At 50.0% G+C, this 22707-nt stretch carries 19 protein-coding genes and 2 tRNA genes; 15 read left to right on the forward strand and 6 right to left on the reverse strand.

All coding sequences use genetic code 11. The annotated features are described in order from the left end of the window. Nucleotides 1-7: 7 nt before the first annotated feature. Nucleotides 8-964 carry a polyphosphate polymerase domain-containing protein gene (locus tag CCUR_RS07190; RefSeq protein WP_012802772.1) on the reverse strand — a complete coding sequence of 319 codons (957 nt, stop codon included), beginning with the start codon at nt 962-964 and terminating at the stop codon, nt 8-10. A gap of 357 nt (nt 965-1321) precedes the next feature. Here CCUR_RS07190 and CCUR_RS01780 point away from each other — a divergent pair, with 357 nt between their 5' ends. The 3 genes from CCUR_RS01780 (at nt 1322) to CCUR_RS01790 (ending at nt 4990) form a co-directional block, all read left to right on the forward strand. Then, nucleotides 1322-2002, forward strand: coding sequence for a response regulator transcription factor (locus CCUR_RS01780; RefSeq protein WP_012802773.1), 681 nt, complete (start codon nt 1322-1324; stop codon nt 2000-2002). Continuing rightward, nucleotides 1995-3293 carry a sensor histidine kinase gene (locus CCUR_RS01785; protein WP_012802774.1) on the forward strand — a complete coding sequence of 433 codons (1299 nt, stop codon included), beginning with the start codon at nt 1995-1997 and terminating at the stop codon, nt 3291-3293. Before CCUR_RS01780 ends, CCUR_RS01785 begins: the two co-directional genes overlap by 8 nt. A gap of 284 nt (nt 3294-3577) precedes the next feature. Beyond that, complete coding sequence (locus tag CCUR_RS01790; protein ID WP_012802775.1) at nt 3578-4990, forward strand: helix-turn-helix transcriptional regulator; 1413 nt, start codon at nt 3578-3580, stop codon at nt 4988-4990. 106 nt (nt 4991-5096) lie between these two features. On the opposite strand, the gene CCUR_RS01795 is transcribed toward CCUR_RS01790, so the two are convergent. Next, a tRNA-Leu gene (locus CCUR_RS01795) sits at nt 5097-5180 on the reverse strand. Nucleotides 5181-5244: 64 nt separating this feature from the next. Here CCUR_RS01795 and CCUR_RS01800 point away from each other — a divergent pair. From CCUR_RS01800 to CCUR_RS01825, 6 genes are all read left to right on the forward strand, one after another. Continuing rightward, nucleotides 5245-6804: a Sapep family Mn(2+)-dependent dipeptidase gene (locus CCUR_RS01800; RefSeq protein WP_083771561.1), complete on the forward strand. Its 1560-nt coding sequence runs from the start codon at nt 5245-5247 to the stop codon at nt 6802-6804. 98 nt (nt 6805-6902) lie between these two features. Continuing rightward, nucleotides 6903-8468, forward strand: coding sequence for a L,D-transpeptidase family protein (locus tag CCUR_RS01805; protein WP_012802777.1), 1566 nt, complete (start codon nt 6903-6905; stop codon nt 8466-8468). Nucleotides 8469-8598: 130 nt separating this feature from the next. Further along, nucleotides 8599-10389: an ABC transporter ATP-binding protein gene (locus tag CCUR_RS01810; RefSeq protein WP_012802778.1), complete on the forward strand. Its 1791-nt coding sequence runs from the start codon at nt 8599-8601 to the stop codon at nt 10387-10389. A gap of 11 nt (nt 10390-10400) precedes the next feature. Next, nucleotides 10401-12134: an ABC transporter ATP-binding protein gene (locus tag CCUR_RS01815; protein ID WP_012802779.1), complete on the forward strand. Its 1734-nt coding sequence runs from the start codon at nt 10401-10403 to the stop codon at nt 12132-12134. Between the two features lie 99 nt (nt 12135-12233). Continuing rightward, nucleotides 12234-12929 carry a TetR/AcrR family transcriptional regulator gene (locus tag CCUR_RS01820; RefSeq protein ID WP_143711797.1) on the forward strand — a complete coding sequence of 232 codons (696 nt, stop codon included), beginning with the start codon at nt 12234-12236 and terminating at the stop codon, nt 12927-12929. 318 nt (nt 12930-13247) lie between these two features. Continuing rightward, nucleotides 13248-15329, forward strand: coding sequence for an Sgo0707 family adhesin (locus CCUR_RS01825; RefSeq protein ID WP_012802781.1), 2082 nt, complete (start codon nt 13248-13250; stop codon nt 15327-15329). A 265-nt stretch (nt 15330-15594) separates the two neighbouring features. Here CCUR_RS01825 and CCUR_RS01830 read toward each other — a convergent pair whose 3' ends face one another. After that, the gene (locus CCUR_RS01830; protein ID WP_012802782.1) at nt 15595-16545 is read right to left on the reverse strand and encodes a 3-hydroxyacyl-CoA dehydrogenase; all 951 of its coding nucleotides are present in this window, start codon (nt 16543-16545) and stop codon (nt 15595-15597) included. Nucleotides 16546-16816: 271 nt separating this feature from the next. Continuing rightward, nucleotides 16817-17374 carry a manganese efflux pump MntP gene (locus CCUR_RS01835; RefSeq protein WP_012802783.1) on the reverse strand — a complete coding sequence of 186 codons (558 nt, stop codon included), beginning with the start codon at nt 17372-17374 and terminating at the stop codon, nt 16817-16819. Nucleotides 17375-17567: 193 nt separating this feature from the next. On the opposite strand from CCUR_RS01835, the gene CCUR_RS01840 reads away from it, so the two are divergent. From CCUR_RS01840 to CCUR_RS07195, 3 genes are all read left to right on the forward strand, one after another. Then, nucleotides 17568-18938 (forward strand): MATE family efflux transporter, encoded by a 1371-nt coding sequence (locus CCUR_RS01840; protein ID WP_012802784.1) that lies wholly within the window; start codon nt 17568-17570, stop codon nt 18936-18938. Between the two features lie 196 nt (nt 18939-19134). After that, a complete protein-coding gene (locus CCUR_RS01845; protein ID WP_012802785.1) occupies nt 19135-19857 on the forward strand; it encodes a cytochrome c biogenesis CcdA family protein in 723 nt (240 codons plus the stop codon). Between the two features lie 34 nt (nt 19858-19891). After that, the gene (locus tag CCUR_RS07195; protein ID WP_169302061.1) at nt 19892-20551 is read left to right on the forward strand and encodes a TlpA family protein disulfide reductase; all 660 of its coding nucleotides are present in this window, start codon (nt 19892-19894) and stop codon (nt 20549-20551) included. 13 nt (nt 20552-20564) lie between these two features. Here the strand turns inward: CCUR_RS07195 and CCUR_RS01855 are convergent, their stop codons facing one another. Further along, nucleotides 20565-20828, reverse strand: a complete 264-nt coding sequence (locus tag CCUR_RS01855) for a type II toxin-antitoxin system Phd/YefM family antitoxin (RefSeq protein ID WP_012802787.1) — start codon at nt 20826-20828, stop codon at nt 20565-20567. Between the two features lie 113 nt (nt 20829-20941). On the opposite strand from CCUR_RS01855, the gene CCUR_RS01860 reads away from it, so the two are divergent. The 3 genes from CCUR_RS01860 (at nt 20942) to CCUR_RS01870 (ending at nt 22020) form a co-directional block, all read left to right on the forward strand. Next, nucleotides 20942-21016 (forward strand) — tRNA-Val (locus tag CCUR_RS01860). 276 nt (nt 21017-21292) lie between these two features. Continuing rightward, a complete protein-coding gene (locus tag CCUR_RS01865; protein ID WP_012802788.1) occupies nt 21293-21757 on the forward strand; it encodes a universal stress protein in 465 nt (154 codons plus the stop codon). A 68-nt stretch (nt 21758-21825) separates the two neighbouring features. After that, nucleotides 21826-22020: a hypothetical protein gene (locus CCUR_RS01870; protein ID WP_012802789.1), complete on the forward strand. Its 195-nt coding sequence runs from the start codon at nt 21826-21828 to the stop codon at nt 22018-22020. A gap of 153 nt (nt 22021-22173) precedes the next feature. Here the strand turns inward: CCUR_RS01870 and CCUR_RS01875 are convergent, their stop codons facing one another. After that, nucleotides 22174-22647, reverse strand: coding sequence for a metallophosphoesterase family protein (locus CCUR_RS01875; protein WP_012802790.1), 474 nt, complete (start codon nt 22645-22647; stop codon nt 22174-22176). Between the last annotated feature and the right edge of the window lie 60 nt (nt 22648-22707).

Below are 22707 nucleotides of genomic sequence, written 5' to 3' on the forward strand. Positions count from 1 at the left end.
TGTTCTCTTAGGCGCTCTGTTCGCTTACAGATAGACGATCGTTGGATAGATAATTGGTATAACGAGCAAACTGGTTATTACTGGCAAGCCACTGCGTCGTGGATTCCTGCAGTGACTGTTGCTGGCTATCAGGTGAAAGTGTTCCTATTGGGTGAATCTGTCGCGCAGCTTCGAGCGCGCGGCATACCTTTGAGCAGGGTTGTGGTCGCAAGCAGGAGCGGGAAAGCAGCTGAGCCAACCAAAGCGGGTAGGCTCCCTGACATTTCACCTCCATGATGATGCAGCCATCGGCAAATAGCGGGGTCCCGCTTAAGCCCGTATCAAATGAAAGATCCTTCATGCGCCAGCGTGCATCGAAATCAAATGTCACGCGCACATCGGATCGACTGGCCGACGTGAGCGCTACCCTCTCGACGATGGTCATAATCAAAGGGGACAGCGGTGCGTGACGCTTACGAGCTGCATCGATCTCACGAACGATCTGCAACGATACGGATTCGGATGGATGGTGACTAGGCATGCTGCTAGATGATGCAGTGCGGTGTATCGTGCTGCGAAGTGGAAAGCGCGCGCATGCTTCGGCGTAGGGCATTCCTGCAAGCCAAGCCTGAGCAGCCCCGCAGCTGGTGGCAACGCGACGCTTATAGGAAGATCCCTTTACCTTTGTTTTTAACTCAACAAATACCGCTTCGTCAGCAGCTGGTTCTCCATAAGCGCGGATACGCAGCTTTTCCTTGTAGAAGGGCTTACCCATCGAAGCCGTTATCATGTCGTTTCGGGGCGTGTCATAGTACAGGCTGCTCACGCTTCCTCGTCCAAAAGGTCCTTCTTGCAGGTGTTCGTGGAGCGCCTGCGACAGAGCTGGCCAAATAGCGCGTTTGACAAGGTATTTTTTCTCGATACGTGCGAAACTTTCTGCAGCGCGTGTTGCGCTAGTAGCTTCGCCTGTCTTTTGAGTATTCATGTCTACCCTCCATGTAGTTGCTGTAGAGACGTGTGACAAGGCCCCGTCCAAGTGCAGGTAGATAGATGGAAGGGGGGTGCGCATTCACGAGGGAATGCCGGGCGGGGCCTTGACCATCAAGATAGAGACTCTTCCTGAATACTTCCTGAAAGAGAGCGCATACAGGTTTAGTTCAGGCGCTGGTTTTTCTGGCTCAGATACCTGTGATGTTCTTTAAAAGTTGACCTCATTTAGAAGGAAGCGTTTCGAAAACCTATCTATTTCATTTTGGAAGATCGCAAGAACAAGAAAGGAAGACGCCTTCAGGTTTGTTTCAGGCGGATTGGTAGAATGACACTGCAAAGAGAAAGGGAAGCCATGCAGATTCTGGTAGTCGAAGACGATCCGCGCTTAGCCGAAGCGCTTGCTGCTATCCTCAAGGCCAATGATTATCAAGTGGATGTAGTGGGCGATGGCGATGCCGGTTTGGCGTACGCGCAAAGCGGTCTGTATGATTGCGCCGTGCTTGATGTCATGTTGCCGCGCCGCGACGGATTTAGCGTGGCTGCTCAACTGCGACGTGAAGGAAATGCCCTTCCTATTTTGATGCTAACGGCGCGCGGCGAAATCCGTGACAAGGTCGAGGGACTCGACGCCGGCGCAGACGATTATATGACCAAACCATTTGCTCCAGTTGAATTGCTTGCACGCATTCGATCGCTGACGCGTCGTACTGGTTCAGTCGAATTTGAAACGCTATCATTTAACGATATTACCCTCGATTTAGATGCCTGTGAGCTTGAATGCAAGGGCAAGCGCATCCGTCTTTCACAGAAAGAATTCGACATCATGCACGTTCTAATGGCACAGCCCTCGCGCGTGGCATCGAAAGACAGCCTCATTTCGAAGGTGTGGGGCTACGATTCAACGGCAGCTGATAACAACGTAGAAGCTTACGTATCATTCCTACGGAAGAAACTTGCGTTTATTGGGGCAACTACCTGCATCGTGACACTGCGTGGGCAGGGGTATCGGTTAGGGACACAAGCTGATGGGTAAGCGCATTCGCGCGGCTGCGCATTCATTTATCGCATCGTTTCGCCATCGGTTTGTTGCCACAAGCATGGTGCTTGCTGCCCTTGTATTGGTAGTTGTTGTAGTTGTCGTGGGGATGGATAGCTATCACCGCGACATGACGTCGATTACTAAGGCGCTCGATCATCGGGTGCACGACCCTTTAGAGAATCCGGAAGGAAAGAAGGGTCCCGACTGGAAGGGTGAGGGCGCTCCCCGCGATGCCTCATCCGACCAATTCGTTGCCACATCGGTCTTTGAAGTCGATACCAATGGGGAACAGACAGCCGCCGATGACGTTCTGGGTCTTTCATCTGACGTGGTTGATAGTGCCTTATCGCGCGTGAATGAATCGCTTAACTCGTCAGATGGATCGACAAGTGGATTTCTAGGCGACTTAAATTTGTACTACAGTGCCATCCATCTTGACAGTGGCGGCATGAGAGTAGCCTTTGCATCAGGGAATTTCGTGATGCAGAACACAATGTCTCTGCTTGCGACTCTAGGAGCCGTATCGGCTGGTGCCCTGCTGGCGTTTTTTGGCATCAGCGTGCTATTGGCGCGGCGTGCTACCGTGCCTATCGAACGTGCGTGGATGCGCCAGCAGCAGTTTATTGCTGATGCAAGCCATGAACTAAAAACGCCGCTGACGGTAATCATGGCAAATAATTCGCTGATAGAAGGAAACCCGCACGATACCGTTGCGTCGCAGCGTAAATGGCTGCACAGCACCGATGAAGAAGCAGCGCGTATGCAGGTGCTTATCAACGATATGCTGTATCTGGCGAAGATGGAAGACGACGAGCAAGCTCCCATAAAAGAGCGTGTTGATTTTTCCGAAACGGTGCAGAGTACTGTTCTGCAATTTGAATCGGTTGCCTTTGAGGCGAAGACAGAACTTTTCTCTGAAATCGATCCGGACATTTTCGCTGAGGGCGATCGAGCGCGTCTCCAGCGATTGGTTGCTATTCTGCTTGATAATGCCTGTAAATATGCTGGTCCTGCTGGTCGGGTACAGGTATCGCTTCATCGGCAAGCGCGCGGATGCTCTCTTGTGGTCACAAATACGGGGCGGCCCATTGATGCTGCCGATCTACCGCACCTTTTCGATCGCTTCTATCGGTCGGATAAAGCGCGCACCGGTGGTGCCGGTGGCTTTGGTTTAGGTTTGGCTATCGCACAGCGTACTGTTACCGGACATGGTGGGCGTATTGCAGCCGAAAGCTCAGCTGAGGCAGGCACGGTATTTACGGTAGTGTTGCCCTGTACTCGCTAGGATTATTCTGTTTCCCGCTACGATGCAATTCAACGCAGTGGGGTAGTGCTGCTTTGTATTCACGAGCTGGTTCTGTAGCAAAAATTTTCCGATTACCTCTCCATCAACTTTTCGCTACTAGCTAGTTTTTCAACTGAATTTTTTGCCGTTGACGTGCTGTATTGGTTAGTTCAACACGTGTTTTTCATTAGCGTTCTAGCAAGATAAGCACCAAACGCGTAAGCTGTACTAACACATGCTGTTTCCGCCAGCGGGGCAGTGGAGCATGACTGCAAGGGAGAGTAATGTCCACAGATGGCAACGTTCAGGCGGGTGCTTCACGCCTGCCCTATGAGCTTACTCATTTCAATCCAGCCTACTTTGGATTTGCGCTGCTACCGTCTTGGGTATTTGGCTTCATCCATCGTGAATCGGTTGCTGGTGATGGTACGTATCTCACTGCCATATTCTTTTTATCGCTGGCAGCTGGCATGCTCGCGTTTGCGGGACTTCGGTTTGCTCTTAATGTATCTGCTGTTGAAAAACTTCTCAGCTGGTCCTCTGCGGTTTTGTGTGTTCTTGCTGCCGCTGTTGTTGCTGCTCCGGTAGCGTTTCCACCTGGCCTTATTATTGTCGCCTGTGTTGGCGGTGGCTTAGGTATTGCCGGGCTATATCTATCGTGGTCTCCATTTTATAGCAGTCTTGATATACGCGATGCCGTTGCCTGTGCTTTTGGGTCGATGGTAGTGGCAGCAGTTTTCAAGCTGATAGTGAGTTTTTCTCCAGCACCCGTGGCACTCACGTTACTTGTGCTTGCCGCAGCTCTCTCGCCGATGACTCTTGCGGCCGCTGAGCGCAATGCGCCGCCGCAAGGGGCACGCCCACAGCTATATTTTAGTTCGGCTCGTAGTTCGTTTCCGTATGTCATATTGCTCGGTGTGGCAATGTGTGCCTTTATTATCGGCGTGGTGCCAGGTGTATCGCTCTCGCCGCGCTACGACCTTGAACCGGTGCTTGTTGTTGTCCAGTGTGCTATTGAAGCGATTTCGGCGCTTGCGGTGCTCTGGTGGGTGTTCCTGTTCAATGGCAAGCTGCACTTTACCAATATGTGGCGCGTTATCGTAATTATTGTGGCGACCGCTCTTCTATTTCTGCCGCATATTGGTGGGCCGCTTACCAGCTGGGCCCTTATGTTGGTGGCGGTCGCGCAGGCAATGCTTGTTACGGTTGTATGGACGATGTTGGCCGACGCTGCTCACCATAGCTCGGCTTCGCCCTATTTAGTATTCAGTTTCGCGTGGGTTTCCTATGCACTGCCCTTGGCGGCAGGCTTGTATGTGGGCAACATTCTAGCAGCTCAAACGAACAGTCCGTTTCTGGTGGCGGTACTGTCGTATGCGTTAACAGTAACGGCTATTTTAACGCTGAACGATCGTAACTTTATTGAGCATCGGGTATTTCGCGATCTTGACCTGGCAATTCCTAATGAAGAAGCGCTTGAGGGTATCGACGCCAAGTGCGAGCGAATTGGTCGCGAACGGGGCTTAACAGAGCGCGAAGTGGAAGTGCTTGAGCTGCTGTGTCGAGGTCGTTCAAAAAACTATATCGCCGATACGTTGTTCATATCTGAAAACACGGTGCGCAGCCATGCGCGCCATATCTATCGCAAGCTCGACGTGCATAGTCGCCAGGAGGCCATGGACTTGTTGCTCGATTAGTAACGAATCCCGCGCGTCACATTCTGTCGTATTGCCTGGCGCGCGTGCCGCCTTGCTGTTTACGACGGGATTGCGCGCGATACACGGGATCCGTCTTGCTGATATATGGTGCCCGAGGCGAGAGTCGAACTCGCACGTCGTGAGACAGCGGTTTTTGAGACCGCCGCGTCTGCCATTCCGCCACTCGGGCGCGGAAAAGAAGTATACCCGATGTACAATGCCAAGCCAAGAATAACGTTTGGAAGAAGACATCTATGCTCGATCAGTCATCAATACCCACAGATCAAAGCCAAGCTGAAGCATCTTCCACAGGGGCTAAAACCGCAGCGGAAAGACTTTCAGGAGCAAATAAAACTCCATCTGAGAAATTGTGTGTTGCTTTAGATAGAGTAGCATCCAATCCAAATGCACTCCCTAATTTGCTCGATCAGCTTGATAGATTCTGGGAAACCCATTGGGATGAAATGCTTGCCGATCTCGACCGTCTGGTCGCTATCGAAAGTGTAGAAGATCTTGCGCACGCGGCTCCGGGGGCTCCATTTGGCCCCGGACCAGCACAAGCCCTCGAAACATTTCTTACCATAGCTGACCGAATGGGCTTTACAACAAAAAATGTCGATGGCTACGCTGGAATAGCCGATATGGTAGGAGATTCACCAGTTCAAGTAGGTATTATTGGCCATGTTGATGTTGTCCCCATTGGCGAAGGGTGGACAGTTGATCCTCTGCGCGTAACGGTGAGGGACAGCTTTTTGCTCGGACGGGGAACCTCCGACGATAAAGGTCCGCTGTTGATGTCCTTGTATGCGGCAAAGTTTTGGATGGATAAAGGTCGCGCGCTGCCTTACACCCTGCGCTATATCGTGGGCGCCAACGAAGAAACTGGCATGCGCGATGTCGAGCAGTATCGTAAGATACACGGCGACCCAGCTGTCGTATTTACCCCTGATGACGAATTTCCAGCCTGCTATGGCGAAAAGGGGCAGATCCAAGGCGCAATCACATCCCCGCAGCTTGCTGGTGTCATTCAAGATATTCAGGGTGGTATTGCTCCGAATGCGGTACCGGGAAGCGCCAGTGCCCTTGTCGCTGTTCCAGCGGTCCGCTTGAAGCCAGCGGATGGAATTGAAATTGAGACACGCGACGGGGGAACATTTGTTACTGCGCGCGGTGTGCAGGCTCATGCGGCTATGCCCGAATCCGGCACGAGTGCGATCTTACACTTAGTTGCATACTTGGCGGCCTCAGGTATCTGTTCACCAGCTGAACAGCAGTGGCTTTCTTGTTTGGAAACCTGGCTGGGCGATTTTTCTGGTATGGGCCTTGGCATTGCTTCGTGTGACGAAGCCTTTGGTCCGCTGACTGCGGTTGGTGGCATGATCAGTATGCAGAATGGCCGTATCCGGCAGACGATCGACATCCGATTTACCACCGCAAGTGATCCTGATGTCCTTGAAAAGACACTCGTTTCTCTGACTCAATCAGCTGGCGGCGTGTGGGAAACAACGCGTTTGGCGCCAGTCTTTCTGATGAACCCAGAGAGTCCCTTTATGCAAGCGCTCATTTCAAGCTATCGCGCTGTTACCGGCGACAACCAGCCGGCCTTCACCATTGGTGGCGGTACCTATGCACGGCATTTCCCCTGTGCCGCGGGATTTGGCGCGAGTGTGTGCGGCAAAGCGTATCCCTCCTGGGTAGGAGGCATGCACGCGGCCGATGAAGGAGTCGCAATAGCCGACTTAAAGAATGCGTTCAAGGTATATGCCGTAGCGATTGACCGTTTGATGGCGCTTGATCTTTGTGGAGAACTGTAGGCAGCATACCGTTTGAGCTAGTTCTTGCTACAATTCAGAAATGAAAGTAGAAAGGTGTACTTTAAAAAAGTGCTCTCATATATAGATCAGGAAGAAGCATGTCAGGATATACATCGGAGCCGATAGGCAAGCACTGCGCTCCCGCGCATGCCAGCACTGCTACCTCGCAGGCAACGGCCGCTATGTCTCCGGTTCGTATATCGGGGGTAGTGTCAGGTGCTGCTGAGGCAACCAAGGCGAAAAAAAATAAAATCAATACACGCACGGTTGTAAAAGTACTGCTTATAGTTTTGGGCGTTCTTGCTGCGGTGTATGTTGCGGGCATTATTGTGTTTAGCAATCTCTTTTTACCGCGCACTGCCTTTGCAGGCAACAATATCTCGTTCAAATCGGCAGCTGACGTGTCGTCCATCGCCACACAAATTGGAACAGACTATAAAGTAAGGGTGTCGGGCCACGGTCTCGACTTCACCGTTACCTCAGCTGATGCAGGTGTCACGGTTGATGGTTCAACGGTCGCCAACAAGGCTCTTTCATCTCAGCGTGCGTGGGCGTGGCCGTACGAAGTCTTCAAGACGCACGATATGTCATCGTTCCTCTTTAGTGAATACAACGAAAGTGGACTTGCTGATGTCGTCGGCCAGAAGGTAGACACATTCAATGAAACCGCTGAGCCGCCGGTAAATGCATCGGTTGCGTTTTCATCAGCGAAGGATGCTTTCGAGGTAAAGTCCGAACAGACTGGTACGCAGGTTGATACGCAGGCAGTGCTTTCGGAAATTGATAAAGCTATTCTCAACATGGATTCTGCGGTAACACTCGACGATACGGTGCTTGTGCAGCCGACGGTACTTTCAAATGATCCTTCGCTTATTGCCGCAGCTGATGAAGCCAATGGATACTTGAAGGCGCGCATTGAACTTGTCTTGGGGTCGACGGCCATTCATGCAGCCGATGTTGGTCCGGCAGAAATATCTCAGTGGGTGACTGTTGATGACGAGGGAAACGTTTCCTTTGATCAGGATGCAATGAATAGCTGGACACGTGATCTTGCATCTTCCATTAATACGGTGGGATCTGAGCGTTCATACAAGACGGCGAATGGCGATACGATTACCGTGTCAGGTGGTACGTACGGCTGGAAGGTTGATGCCGACAAGCTGGTATCAACGGTGCAGGAAGCGGTGCAAGAAGGAGAAAATGGCCAGGTAACGGTCCCCACGAAAAGCGAGGGGTACACCTGGGCAGGGCAGGGTAAGGCCGATTGGGGTGCCCATGCTGAAGTAAGTATCTCGCAGCAGCACGCCTGGTTCTTCGATGAATCAGGCAATATGGTCTGGGAGTCTGACGTTGTAACGGGCAAGCCAGGTCACGACACGTCGCCGGGTGTGTGGAAGATATTTAAGCAGCAGAGCCCGGGTACATTAACCGGAAGCATCCTGCCTTCTACGGGCAAACCCGAATACGTTACAAAGGTGTCATACTGGATGCAGTTTACCTATGACGGCCAGGGCTTTCATGACGCAACGTGGCAGTCATCATTTGGTGGCAGCCGTTATACCAGTGGCTATGGATCGCATGGTTGCGTAAACCTGCCGCTTGATAAGGCAAAAGAACTGTATAGTCACATTGCGATTGGCAATGCGGTTATCGTCTATAACTAGCGCATAAGCCAATTTAGTGCATAAGTACAAGCCTGAGCAGAAAGGTGCTGGTGCTAACAGCACCTTTTTTCTTGCCAATGATATAACAGTGTTATAAAGTAAACTTCATCTTACTAATAAAGGAGTAACGATGAGCGAAACGCACAAAAAACCAGCACCAGCATCCACATCTACATCTACATCTACGTCAGCTACCCAGTCGATGCCGGTGGTGCGCCTGTTGCAATGGTCGCAACGAAAAGGACTCTATTTTCTTTCGGCAGTTCTTGCCATTATTGGTGTGGCGGGCACCATCGTTCCGTATTTTGCCGCAGCCAATATGATTGTGGGTATTCTCTCTGGTGTGCGTGACTGGGGCTTTTTCGTTGGATGGGGCCTTTTTGCAGCTGGTGGCTATGTGTTGTATCTGGTATGTCACTACACGTCGACAGCAGTGTCTCATGTTGCGACATTTGCCACCATCTCGCGCATTCGGCTGCTTCTTGCTCACAAACTCACGCGTGTTCCTATGGGCTATGTACTTGATACGCCGTCTGGCACCCTAAAATCGCTCATAGTTGAAAAGGTCGACAGCATCGAAACAACGCTTGCTCATGCAGTACCTGAACTGACCTCTAACGTACTGGTACCCATTGTGGTAGTGGTGTATCTGTTTATGCTCGACTGGCGTTTGGCGCTTTCTGCACTGGTGCCCATTGCGGTGGGTATGCTGTGCACGATGGGTATGGCGAAGGACTATGCGCAATGGTATGGCCGCACTGTTGAAGCAAGCAAAGTTATGAACAATACTTCGGTTGAATATGTCGCAGGTATCGAGGTTATTAAAGCCTTTGGACAATCGGCAAGCTCGTATGAAAAATTTAGTCAAGCGGTGCGCATCTCAGCTCATTCGTTTATCGATTGGATGGCACATTGCCAGATATGGTCGGATGGTGCTTTATCGATCGCCCCGGCGACATTAGTAACGGTGCTGCCGCTCGGTTGCCTGTTTGTTGTGCAGGGCACCCTTGATCCAGCCGTGTTTGCAATGTGTGCCGTATTGTCAGTTGGTATCTTCCCTCCGCTATATGCAGCACTTGGCTTTACGGATACGTTGGCTCAGGTGGGTACGACTGTAGAGGAGATCGCAGCAGTGCTTGATCTGCCTGAACAGAATCGGAGCGCCACTAAAGCAAGTCCTGATGGTCATGACATTACGCTGTCAGACGTACACTTTTCTTACGATGCCGATGAGGTTATCCATGGTGTTGACTTACACATCGCATCAGGTCACATAACAGCTCTGGTTGGACCTTCAGGATCGGGCAAATCAACCCTTGCTCGCCTGATTGCTGGGTTTTGGGACCCCAATACCGGTACGGTTTCTATTGGGGGCTGCACCCTTGAAGAATTCACTGCCGACCAACTGGCAGCACAGATTGTCTACGTTGATCAAGATAGTTATCTCTTTGACGACACCATCATGAACAGTATTCGCATGGGCTCACCTGATGCGTCCGACGAAGACGTTATCGCTTGCGCACAAGCATCAGGGTGTCACGAGTTTATATCCGCTTTGCCACAAGGGTATCAAACCGTTGTTGGTGGCTCGGGTGGGCATCTTTCAGGAGGCGAGCGCCAACGGGTGGCTATTGCTCGTGCCATGCTCAAGGATGCACCTATTATTCTGCTTGATGAAGCAACGGCGTACGCCGATCCAGAAAGCGAAGCCGAAGTAGAGTCCGCCGTTGCGCGTCTGGTGCGCGGCAAGACACTCGTTGTTATTGCTCATCGTCTTTCGACAGTTCGCGATGCCGACCAGATTGTTGTCATGAATAAGGGCTGCATCGAAGCGCAAGGAACTCATAGTGAACTTATGCAGCAGTGCCCGTTATATGCCAGCATGTACAACGCTCATATCGGTGCGCGTGACGTTGCCTAAGGAGGAAAGAAATGATTTCAGTTCTTAAGAAATACTTCGCCTTTGGCAGTATCTATCAAAAAAATCTTACACGCGGCTTACTACTTACTTTTATCCATGCCTTCTTTGAGGCGCTGCAGATTACGGCTCTCTGGATCGTTTTTACTGACCTAGTACATGGCACTATTTCGAATACCACGCTGCTTATGTCATTGGGGACTATGCTGGTCTGTATTGTGGGATCATTTGTAACAGCGCATTTTACGAGTGTGAATTTTTGCCAGGCAAACTTTGGTATGGCAGGCGCTAAGCGTGCTGAAGTGGGCGATCGAATGCGTCATTTGCCGATGGGTTACTTCAACGAAAAAAGTCTCGGCGACATAACAGGCATTATGACCAATACCCTTGATGCAATGCAGACGATGGGCGGCATGGTTTATCAGGCAGTACTCGGCGGATTGGCCTTTTCGGTTATGATCTGCGTCATGATGTTTGTGCTTGATTGGCGCCTTGGTCTTCTGACGCTGATCACCATTGCACTGTTCTGTGCCACGATGGAACTCTTGCAACGATTTGTACGCACGGCATCCGATAGACGTACGGCAGCACAAGATTCAATCATCTCTGCTGCACTGGAGTATGTACGTGGCATTGGTGTGATTCGTGCATTTTCGCTGCTCGATAGCGCTAATAGCCGTTTTGCTGAGGCAGTTGGCCGCTGCGAACATGAAAATGTTGCGTTCGAATTTGCCTGTCTGCGCTTTGCTGTTGCTCAATCGGTGGTGGCAAAGGCAGCTAGTGTCACCATGTGCTTGTTGTCCTGCTGGCTGTGGCTTGCCGGCATTATGGATGCGGGTATCTGTTTAACCATGATTGTCGCTTCGTTTATGGTATTCAGCCGTCTCGAGATGTCAGGGGCTTTTTCGTCAATTCTGCGCCATATCGAGGTTGCCATGGAAAAAGTCAACGCGCTGCTTGCCACCAATACTATGGATGAAGGTGCGGGCCTTACCACGGCATCCGGCTACGACATCGATATCAAGAATGTTTCGTTTGGCTATGGTACAGCACGCATTCTTGAGGATGTTTCACTGTCTATTCCAGCAGGCACATCGTGTGCCATCGTGGGGCCAAGCGGATCAGGTAAGACAACGCTTGTCCGATTGATCGAGCGCTTTTGGGATGTGGATACGGGGGTAGTTCAGCTTGGTGGGCGCGATGTGCGTGACTATCAGGTCGATTCCCTTATGGAAAACTTCTCGACCGTGTTCCAAGGGGTATTTTTGTTCGATGACACGGTAGAGAACAATATCAAGTTTGGCAATCCCGGTGCAACACATGAACAGGTTGTTCGGGCAGCTCAGCGTGCACGCTGTGAGGAATTTATCGCAGCTTTACCCAATGGCTACAACACGCGCTTGGGCGAAAATGGCTCGATGCTGTCCGGCGGCGAGCGTCAACGTCTTTCGATTGCGCGGGCTATTCTGAAAGATGCGCCCATTGTGATTCTTGATGAAGCAACGGCAAATGTAGACCCTGAAAACGAACTTGAGCTGCAGCATGCCATTGCTGAACTCACGAAAAGCAAGACCGTTATTATGATTGCTCATCGCTTAAAGACAGTGCGCGATGCCGATCAGATTATTGTGCTCGATAAGGGTCGCATCGTACAGCAAGGCACACACGATTCCCTGATGGAACAAGGCGGTCTCTATGCCACCTTCGTGAATATGCGTGAACGTGCGGTTGGTTGGAAGATCGCCTGATCTTTTGTTGCCGCTTTAGTTTTGTTGTCGCCTTAGTTGCACTCCGTATGGTGTTAAATACTGTGCGTCAATAAACAGGTGAAAGCTATACAGAAGGGCATGATGGAAAAAGCACGAGAGACAACAGCACGCAGGCGCATACTCGCTTCAGCGCTTCATGAATTTCGCGCTCATGGGTTTGAAGCGGCATCGCTGCGTACCATCGCCGATAGGGCGGGTGTAACCACCGGTGCGATATATGGTTACTTTCCGAGTAAGCTCGACCTATTTGATGCGGTCGTAAAACCAGCTGGCGATACCTTGGCTTTCCTTTTTGAGCACGCTCAAGAGGAATTTTGTGCTCTGTCTGCTGAAGAGCAGGATTTTCCCCATATGCTTACGTTTGCGCACGACGTTCTTGAACGTCTTGTTGCAATACTCTATGACAATCGGCAAGTATTTCTTGTTATCTTTAAGAATGCAGCTGGCACACCTTGGAACAATTACGCGCAACGATTTGTTGAAGTGGAAATAAAGGGTACCGTGCAATATATGGAGTCTCAGGCGCTTCAGTCCGATGCTTCGTTTAACAAGGTATCTGAACCACTTATGCGTGTGCTTGCCGAATCGTATTTCCGTGATCTTTTTACCCTGTTTTGTCTTGATTCGTGCCGTGAAAGCGCCTTAGAGAATATGCGCCAACTCATCAATTTTTATCATCGTGGATATGAAGCGCTGTTGCTGGGCAAATACGATAAAGCGGTGAGTGGTACAAGTATCCAGAGTAACCAGCTAGAAGTCAGTGGGAACTATTAAGAGCTGCTATAAACTATTTTTGCATATCTGACGATATGAGTCCGAACCACTAAAAGTTACTATTTCGTCATGCTTCATGCTTGCAGGACTGACAGGTAAAGATTACTTTACCGGCCAGACCACAGAACCTTCACACATAGCGAATAAATGCATTCGTAACCCCGCTCTTCCATGAGAATTTATAAATCTGCCGGGGGGGGGGTGTCTTGTTTTACGGTAAACTATACAAATTGTAAGTGTTGGTGTGGTGGATACCTATGTCCATTCGCCAAGCGAGATATTGAACAATAGTTGATTGATGGATAGGGGAGAAGAGCGATGATAAAGTCCACCACAGCGCGGATGAGTTTGCTGCTGGCGGCGTTGGCGGTTCTTGTTGCTGTTTTTGCATTGCCAATGCAAAAAGCTTTTGCGGTTACAGTGATCAAGGACAACACCGACTTGGCGCATGTTCAGGCTTATCAGTTCACGATGACACAGGCAAACATGTCGGTTATTTCCCAGAGCGGCGATGTCGACATGGATGTTGTTCCGCCAGAGACTGGGCGCGAGCAAAGTACTGTATTTGCTCTTAAAGTTGATAAGACTAAGCGTGCTGATCAGTCATTTAGTCAACCGCTTAAGCTGAAATTTAGCAACGCGGGTACCGTCAATGGCAAGGTTGTTGACGTGTACGTAACGGTTAACAGTGTTGATCTGGAGTTCCTACAAGAAGGAACTGGTGACTTCGAGAACCCATCTAAGACCGTTGTTCCTTTCATGATGGTCGATGAAAACTGGGGCCATAAGTCATTTACCATTCAAAATTATATCGAAGGTACTCATCCCACCTATACAAAAGATATGTTCCATACGTTTGGAGTTCACGCCAATGTCACGGTTGAGCTGAAAAACCAGGATGGTACGCCCTGCGATTTGCGGGCAGTCATGTTTCCCTCTGATATTGATGTTATGAGCACGCATAATCGCAAGGAAACGTTTTCTCTTTTCAATAAAGACACTGCATTTGACAAAATTGTCATGAACAATCGTAATAGCCTGAATGAATCTACTTCAGGCAATAAGACCAGTTGGACTCCAACAATTCCTGCTGGTACGTCTGGCGATGATGCCGAACACAATGTTTCTGGCCTAGCTATTAGATCGGTTGATAACAAGATTAATTTTGAGTATGGCACCACTATGTCATGTGGTGGGCTGTTTGGTCTTTACACTGAGGTAATTGCTCCGCCACCTACAAAGGAAGTGGACAAAGAAGCTGTACAGGCCGAGGCTGGGCAAGAGCTCACTTATACCACGAAGTATCGCATGCCCAAGCCAGGTGTTGATACGATTGGGCCTATTACAAGCATGACCATGATCGACACCTTTGACGACCGTCTCGATTTCAAGAGCCTTGTGGTTACTCAGGATGGTACGACGCTTACCGAGGGTGATGACTACACGGTTACGGTTGAAGGTCAGAAAGTCACCGTTGACATTGCCAAGAAGCACCTAACGGAAGGCAATGGCGGCAAGTATTACACCATCGTCTACAAGACAGTCACGAACGAAAAGGCTGCCCAAGAAGGTACAGCCAATATCGATAATATCGTGACGCAGAACGTTGACAACATCAAAGCCGATTCCAACAAGGTTACTACGCGCTTGCTGTATGCAAAGGATCATAAGTTTATCAGCGGTGTTCCAGGTAAAGATCTGCCTCAGGAAGTCATTGACCTAACGCCTGGTAAGGTAAAGGGTTACGAGAACGGCACAACGGTTACGCCTGATCAGCCGACGCAGACTCAGGTAAAGGTTCCAGAGGGTACGTGGGTTTTTGTTGGATACGACAAGGACTCTGAAACGATTAATGGTGCCGATGCTCACTTTATCGGTAAGTGGGTGCTTGTTTCCAAGCCGGTGAAGGATGTTCTCGACGAAAATGGTACAAGTATTGATGGTCAGTCGGTTACGGCGGGTCAGATACTCACCTATACCGTTTCATATCCGAACACAACAGGTGCTTCTCGCACAGTGACGATTACTGATCCGATTCCTGCTCATACAACCTATGTTGAGGGCTCAGCCGATAACGATGGCACCTATGACAGCGCAACTGGCAAGATTACTTGGGTAAAAGAAGTTGCTGATGGTGACACGCTCAAGGTGACCTTTAAGGTAAAGGTTGACGAAGATGTGGACTCTGATGAGATCGCTAATACTGCTCATGTAAATGATGGGCTTATCGATCAGGATACAAATACAACGAAGAACGTTGCAAAGAAGCCTCCAGTACCTTCAGTATTGCCGGTAACAAACGATACGTTTGACGGTGGCATCGTTGCGGGTATTCTTGCTAGTGTATCTGGGTTAGTCTCAGTAGTGCTCTACCGACGGAATCGTCAGCTTGGCTGCTAAACATAATGCATTAAGCTTGTTACATGCGGGTTGTAAAATCCCCATAGAGGACTGAAACAACAAGAAGCTCGCAGTCAAGCAAAAACTAGATTACGAGTAAAACGAGGGGACTGCTTTTGCAGACCCCTCGTTTTGTACCTGTTCTTCTTTGCTGTGGTATTTTCAGCACCAAGGCTGCCGGATTGAGAGTAAGCTGAAAGCACTCTGGTGTGGGTTTTGAGCTCGAGCGTTTGTGCCTTTGCATTAAAGCACTCAGAACACTCAGTTACTTTCGATACTCGTAAAACCCTTTACCAGCTGCTACACCTGTTTCGCCCTTGTCAATCTTTTCCTTGAGTAGCGTAGCAACACGGTTTTGAATTGTGCCTTCTTCCTTGGCGGCCGGGTTCATGATAGAGACATTGTAGGCAGTGGTGAGGCCAACAATGTCGAGGATGCGGAACGGACCAGCTGGTGCACCGGTGCCAAGTGTCCAAGCCCGATCGATATCTTCAGGCGACCCAATGCCAGCAGCCCAGAGCCCTTGAGCAGCTGAGAGGAAGGGTACCAGCATGCTGTTGAGCAAATAGCCAGGCTGTTCTTTCAGCACTTTTACCGGCACCATGCGGATAGCTTCGGCGAAAGCTACAACCGTATCAAAGTTTTCCTGCGCTGTTTGCGCGTGACCCATGACTTCGCCAATGGGGTTCTTCCAGATTTCGTTCGCAAAGTGAAGCGCCAGATATTTCTGCGGCCGTCCGGTAGCTTCGGCAAACATGCTTGGCAACAATGTCGAGCTATTGGTGGCGATAATAGCTTTTTCTGGCAGATGGTGGGCAAGCTCTTGATAGAAAGCGGTTTTTTGCTGGGGGTCTTCAGCGATTGCTTCGATGACAAGGTCAGTGTTGTTAAAAGCTTCATCCCAATCTGCGGTGAGTTTCAGGTTTGTATGCGCCGCCTTCACCTTGTCTTTGAGTGCTTCGCATGCTTCAGGGGAAACATCTTCACGAGCAATAAGGCCATACGCCCAAGCTGAGGGATCGCTCTTAAGAGCCTCGAGCGTGTCAAGATAAATCGTTGTCAGACGATCGATTTTGGTTTGGCAGCGCTCAATGGACGCTTCAGACCTAAGCCAGATCGTAGTGTCATAACCACGATAGGCAGCTTGGAAGGCGATTTGACTTCCTAGAACACCGCCGCCCGCAACGGTTACACGCTTGATATCTTCGATTCCCATGGAATACCTCTCTTTCCTGCCGCAAAACGACATATGGGTACATACCATTTTTACTCTACTTAGGATAATACTTAGAAGATGATGTTTGATTAACTCTGTTAGCAGTTTGTGAACAGGTATGATCCATTCCCAGATGGGGTATTTCGAGGATGCGTTATACCTGAGCGAGTGGAGTGAAGCGCTTCGCTGTTGGTATGTTGATCGCTGTAGAGTATCAGTTCTTGGGCGAGCGAAACAAACAGCACCCCCTTTTTACAGCGCCGCAGTCTGGCTAGAAGAAGAACGCTTTAGCACCCAACAGAATAAGCACGATACCACCGACGATCTGTGCGCGTCGTCCGAACGAAGCGCCCAAGCATCGGCCAATAATAATCATAGCACCGCACAACAGAAACGTTGAAAGGGCAATAATCCCTGCGGCAGAAACAATATTTGTCTGGCCAGCAGCAAGAGATATGCCCACAGCAAGGGCATCGATGCTTGTGGCAATCGCCTGCACAAGGATAACAGGTACCGATAATTTCCCACGCACTGCTTCTTCATCTTCGCTACTGTCTTCATGGATGCCATCCCACGCCATCTTGGCGCCGATAATGCCAAGGATACCGAAGGTGATAATGCCTGCATACGCTGAAATTGCTTCAACAGCAAGAAAGCCAGCAAGATAGCCGATAAGCGGCATAATTCCCTGTAATGCACCAAATGTGAGGGGTATTAGGGCAGCACGCCGCCGCGATATGCGCGGGTTAGCTATTATATTGCATAAGGTGACACTCATAGCATCAGCCGAAAGGGCAATACCGAGTACGACAATCTCGAAGAGATTCATAAGGGGAAGTAGTTCATTTCTTGAAGGGCTTGCAAGTTTTCCTAGCAATTCTACCATGGGAGAACAGCCTGAACGCTGAACACGCAGCTAATAAGGTTGAACCATTAAATGGATTCTATCCAAATGAATAGTGTCCAAACCAACAATGCCAAATTGGCAGTACCCAAATGACGACACCAATCGAGAGGTAACTATGCTCGATCGTGCTGATTTTAAAGTCTATATCCATTACATTATTCCTTCTATAGCATCGTTTTTACTGACGGGCATTTACAGTATTGTCGATGGCCTCTTCGTTGGTCATGCGGTGGGGGATGCCGGTTTAGCCGGCATCAACGTCGCTTGGCCGCTCGTAGCTTTTATGATGGCAATCGGTACCGGTGTCGGTATGGGGGGTGCCGTTATTAGCTCCATCTATGCTGGCATTGGCGATCTGCGCTCGTCTAATCGCGCTATTGCTCATACTCTTTCAATGCTTGCGCTGGCAACGCCGCTGGTTATGGTGGTGCTGTTTTGTTTTGGTCAGCAATTGATCTACCTGTTTGGTGGTCGCGATGAAATCTTATCTCAGTCGCAGTCGTATCTTTCCGTTATGACTTGGGGGTCGCTCTTTCAAATTATGGCATCAGGCTGCATTCCTCTTATGCGCAACAAGGGCCGCGTTGTGGCTGCTATGGTCATTCTGGTTATCAGTGGCCTGTTGAATGTGGCTCTCGACTTTGCGCTCGTGATGCTGGCGGGCTGGGGAGTAGCTGGCGCTGGATTGGCAACGGTGATTGCCCAGGCATTCGTTTTTATCTGTGGGCTTGCTTTCTTTCTAAAGCGAGAAAACCGACCGCGCTCTCGCGATTTTGCTCTTGACGGTGAGTTCCTTAGTCGCACCTTAAAGGGTGGGTTTGCGCCGTTTGCCCTAACACTGTTACCTGAAGTAACCACGATTGTCATGAACATGGCTACCGAAGCTCATGGTGGTGCCACTGCTCAGTCGGCTTTTGCGGTGATCTCGTACGTGGCGGTGGCAATACAGTGGATTATTCAGGGCGTTAATGATGGATCGCAGCCACTGGTGAGTTTGCGTTTCGGCGAAGGAAAACTGTCGACTATGCGTGCCTTGCGCCATACGAATTATGTCTTCGCGGTGGGTATTGGTTTGGCTGGTATGGTGGCACTCTACGTATTGCGCGTGCCGCTTGCCGTTGTGTTTGGCATATCACCACAGACAAGCGAAGTGTTCTATCATGGTGTGGCGCTGTTTTCGTTGGCGCTCGGTTTCTATGGTATTACCCATGCAACCACTTCGTTTTTCTATGCTGTTGAAAGCAGTCGCAATGCAACCATTGTTATCCTTGGCGAGGTTGTGTTCGTTGTTTTCTTTGCGGCTGTTCTACCCCTCTTCTTAGGGCTTGACGGTGTGTGGCTTGCGGTGGTGGCCACACAGGCATGCCTTGCCGTGTTGGCGGTGGCACTGCTGCGGCATTCGCGAGGCAACATTGCCCAGGCGGCAGCGCGTCATGTCGAAAAGCATGCGGAATTGGCTGGGCAGGCAGCTGAAAGTAACGCATAAAGAGCCGAGAGCAACGCGTAAAGAAGAGAAACGGCTTGCGCTGTTGTATTATTTCCTGACCAAGTATGAGAGTATGAAGAGGTCTTACTAAAAGGGTTTTACTTGCTTTACCTCATTGGGTAAGGGTCAATGGGCATAGTGCAAGCCGATTGCCAGATATACGTTTTACCTGCCTATTGTAGTGTGTAAGGGAAGGATGTTCGTGAATTACCTGCTGACATTTCTCGAGGGTATTGTCACCTTCGTATCGCCCTGTTTGCTTCCATTATTGCCCGTATATGTAGCCTATTTTGCTGGTGGTCTGCCAGAGGCTTCTGGAAATGCCGCTGCGTCGCAGTCAGCTTCCACAAGCGCTTCGCGCATTGCTGGTAGCAAGTTCAAAGGGGCGCTTGGATTTGTTGCTGGCTTTACTGTGTTGTTTTGTGCTTTGGGAGCCATGGCGGCTTCGCTGGGTGGCTTTTTCATGCAGAACCGTCGCGCCCTTGAAGTGGTGTGCGGGCTGGTTATCATTCTGTTTGGTTTCACTTATTGGGGTGTCATTAAAACGAGCATTTTTACCGGTCGTGGTGCGCGCCCTAAAACACTCTCCCAGGGGTTTGGTCCATCCTTTTTGTTTGGTATGGCGTTTGCGGTTAGTTGGACTCCATGTGTGGGTGCTTTCCTGGGATCGGCGCTCTCTCTGGCCGTAACAACGGGGGATATGCTAACTGGTGCATCGCTGCTCGCATGCTATTCACTTGGTTTGGGTGTGCCATTTATCCTGTCAGCCTTGCTGATCGACCGTCTTGAAGGTGCTTTTACGTGGGTTAAGGCGCATTATGGCATTATCAATAAAGTTTGTGGTGCGCTGCTTGTTTTGGTGGGCGCCCTTTTGGTATCGGGCTTGTTTAGCTCGTGGATGGGAATGTTTGCAGCCTAGTGGGTGGCTTATACATGAGTATCGGGGGAACATCGTGAGCAATAAGAAACAGTTGTTGATTTCAGTGGTCGTGCTTGTGGCTGTCGTTGCTGTAGCTGTTGTGGCGTATCGCGCGCTCTCTGCTGGTCAGATGTCATCTTCTACTTCAGCAGGATCTGCTTCCACTTCTTCGTCTTCAATCGATCAATCTCAAGCCCTTTCACAGAGCCCAGGCAACTCGTCTTCTGCAAATGGGTCTGGATCTGCCATGTCGGGTGGGTCTTCAGGGAACTCACAGGCGCTTCCTTCGTTTTCGGTACTTGATTCATCAGGCGCTAAGGTTTCAAGCGATTCTGTTATTGGCAAGCCTACGTTTATCGGTTTTTGGGCGACCTGGTGTCCTAACTGTGTCTCGGAAGCTCCTGACATTCAAAAGCTGTATGACACGTATGGGGATCGCGTCAACTTCATGATGATCGACTGTGTTGATGGCCAGCGTGAAACCGTTGATATCGCAAAGCAGTGGATCGAAAGCAAAGGGTATACCTATCCGGTGTACTTCGATACAACCAATCAAGCATCGCTGGCGCTACGTGTTCAGTATCTGCCGACGATTTACCTGGTTGATGCGCAGGGGAACGTGACGTCAATGAAAATTGGTTCTACCTCGTTTGATGCGATGGCAACAGCGCTCGACGGCCTGCTTGCTTCATAGTGCATAGACAATATTACTGGACATGTTGAGCTCGCTCTGCAAAGCGTTTGCGGACATTTTCGCTTGTAATCCAGCCGTCTTTATCTCCAGACGTGCGGCCTGCCTCGAGCTCTGAGAACAGGCGATTTTCAGCAGCGAGCTTGTTGTAGTCATCCATATCGAGGATGGCATACTTACCCTGCCCATTCTTCGTAAGGAATACAGGTGCACCGGGAGCCACGCCATCAAGTACTTCGGTGTAGCTACGTAACGATGAGACTGGCATGATTGTAGGCATATTTACTCCTTGCTGAATAATTTACCCCTTATTTTACAGCATGTGTAAAACAAAACTGATTAAAGAGGTGGCTTGCATGTAGCGGCAGGCTGTGGCAGAATATTTCGGCATTCGGGCGATTGGCGCAGCGGGAGCGCAACTGCCTTACAAGCAGTAGGCCGCAGGTTCGAACCCTGCATCGCCCACCATCAAAAACGCAGGCCAGGGTTAAAGTCTCTGGCCTGTTTTCGTACAGGTGACTGGAATGCGATTGAACGCATGAGATCCAGCAGAATGTAATTGATCACACGAGATCTGGCGTCACACGATTTCATTTCCGTAGTATTTATTTGTCTGTTACTTCCTTATAGCTTGGCATCTGCCTGTAGTCCAAACCTTATTCCGCTTGTCGCTTTGCGTCGGTATCTTGCCTTCTTGGTATGTTAAAGTGAAGATGATTTCACTTACGATTCAAGGAGGTCTCGATGTATCAAAGCATCCTTGTCCCGTACGACAGGTCTGAGCATGCCAAACATGCCCTATCTGCCGCTCTTGAACTGGCAAGCACTTCATTCGAAGGAAAAGTAACGCTGCTCTACGTTGCTGAGTTGCCTGACTTTGATGACCCGACCTTTGAGGCTGCTGCTCAGATGGCTGGTGTAGCACGTGTTAGCCAGGAAGATTCACTGGCAGCTCAGCGCGAGTTTTATGAGCGCAAAAAAAAGGATCTTATTGCTGATGCAAAATCGATTGTTGGCGATTTTACCCAGGTGGTGTATCGAGTGACATCCGGCAAGCCGCATGACGCAATCGTTGAATTTGCCGAAACTGGCCAATTCGATCTTGTCGTGATGGGAAACCGTGGCTTGGGCGCGCTGCGCGGTGCTTTGGGTTCAGTGAGCTACGCGGTGCTGCGCTCAGTTGATATTCCGGTGTTGATTGTTAAATAGGGTTGATACGCGGCGCACTGCCTCCTAAAGCCATTCAAAGCCAAGGGCAGTGACTGACAGGGGGGTATATGGAACACGTACGCTATCTAAAAGCGGCCAGTGCAATCTGTGGTGCGCTGGTGCTATTTGCTATTGGTATTATGCTGACAGGCTATCAGGCATGGGATGCTAAGCATATTGGCACAACCGTTGTGGTTGCTATCGCATCGGTCGTATGTGGCTATTTCGCCTATAAGAAAACACGTGCGTCTCGTACCAAGTAACGTGCCCTGAAACAAGACAATCAAGTAGTTACTTGTAGTACTAACAGTTGTAGCGCTGACGGATAAGAAAGCACGCATATTTCGCGCTAAGTAGCGGGTTGAATAACGTCGAGATCTTTTGTATTTTAGATCGTTATACGTGCTTACTTGACGTTACCCCTGGCGCGGAGGCATCTTTTCATATTCACCAACTGAAATAAATTCGACACGCTCAACAGCGCTATCGCGCAGAATCAGTATGGCGACACTAGGGTCGCTTCCGCCTCGTGGATACGAAGGGCTCCCTGGATTGATGTAGTGAACGCCGCCAATAACTTCGTTGCGGGGTATATGGGTGTGTCCGTGCACCACAACCGCTACATCATCAGCGGGAGTTCCGATATCTTGAGGACGATGCACCATAAAGAATCGCACGCCTTCGAGGATGAATGTTGTACTTAAGGGAAGGTCAATACCGTAGTCGTTATTCCCTTTGACGGCAGTAACCGGTGCAATTGTCTGCAATTCCCAGAGTATTGGCTCAACCTCTATATCGCCTGCGCAAAGAATACGATCGACGCCCTGCAGTGCTTCCATAACTGCAGTGGGCAGTTGACGATGGAGATCCGAAACAAGTCCGACTTTCATGGAGTTCCCCTTTCTGCCCGTGGAATTATGCTCTCCAGGTATACGCGCCTTGCGTATTCC

This window comes from Cryptobacterium curtum DSM 15641 (genome assembly GCF_000023845.1).
Classification (GTDB): Bacteria; Actinomycetota; Coriobacteriia; order Coriobacteriales; family Eggerthellaceae; genus Cryptobacterium; species Cryptobacterium curtum.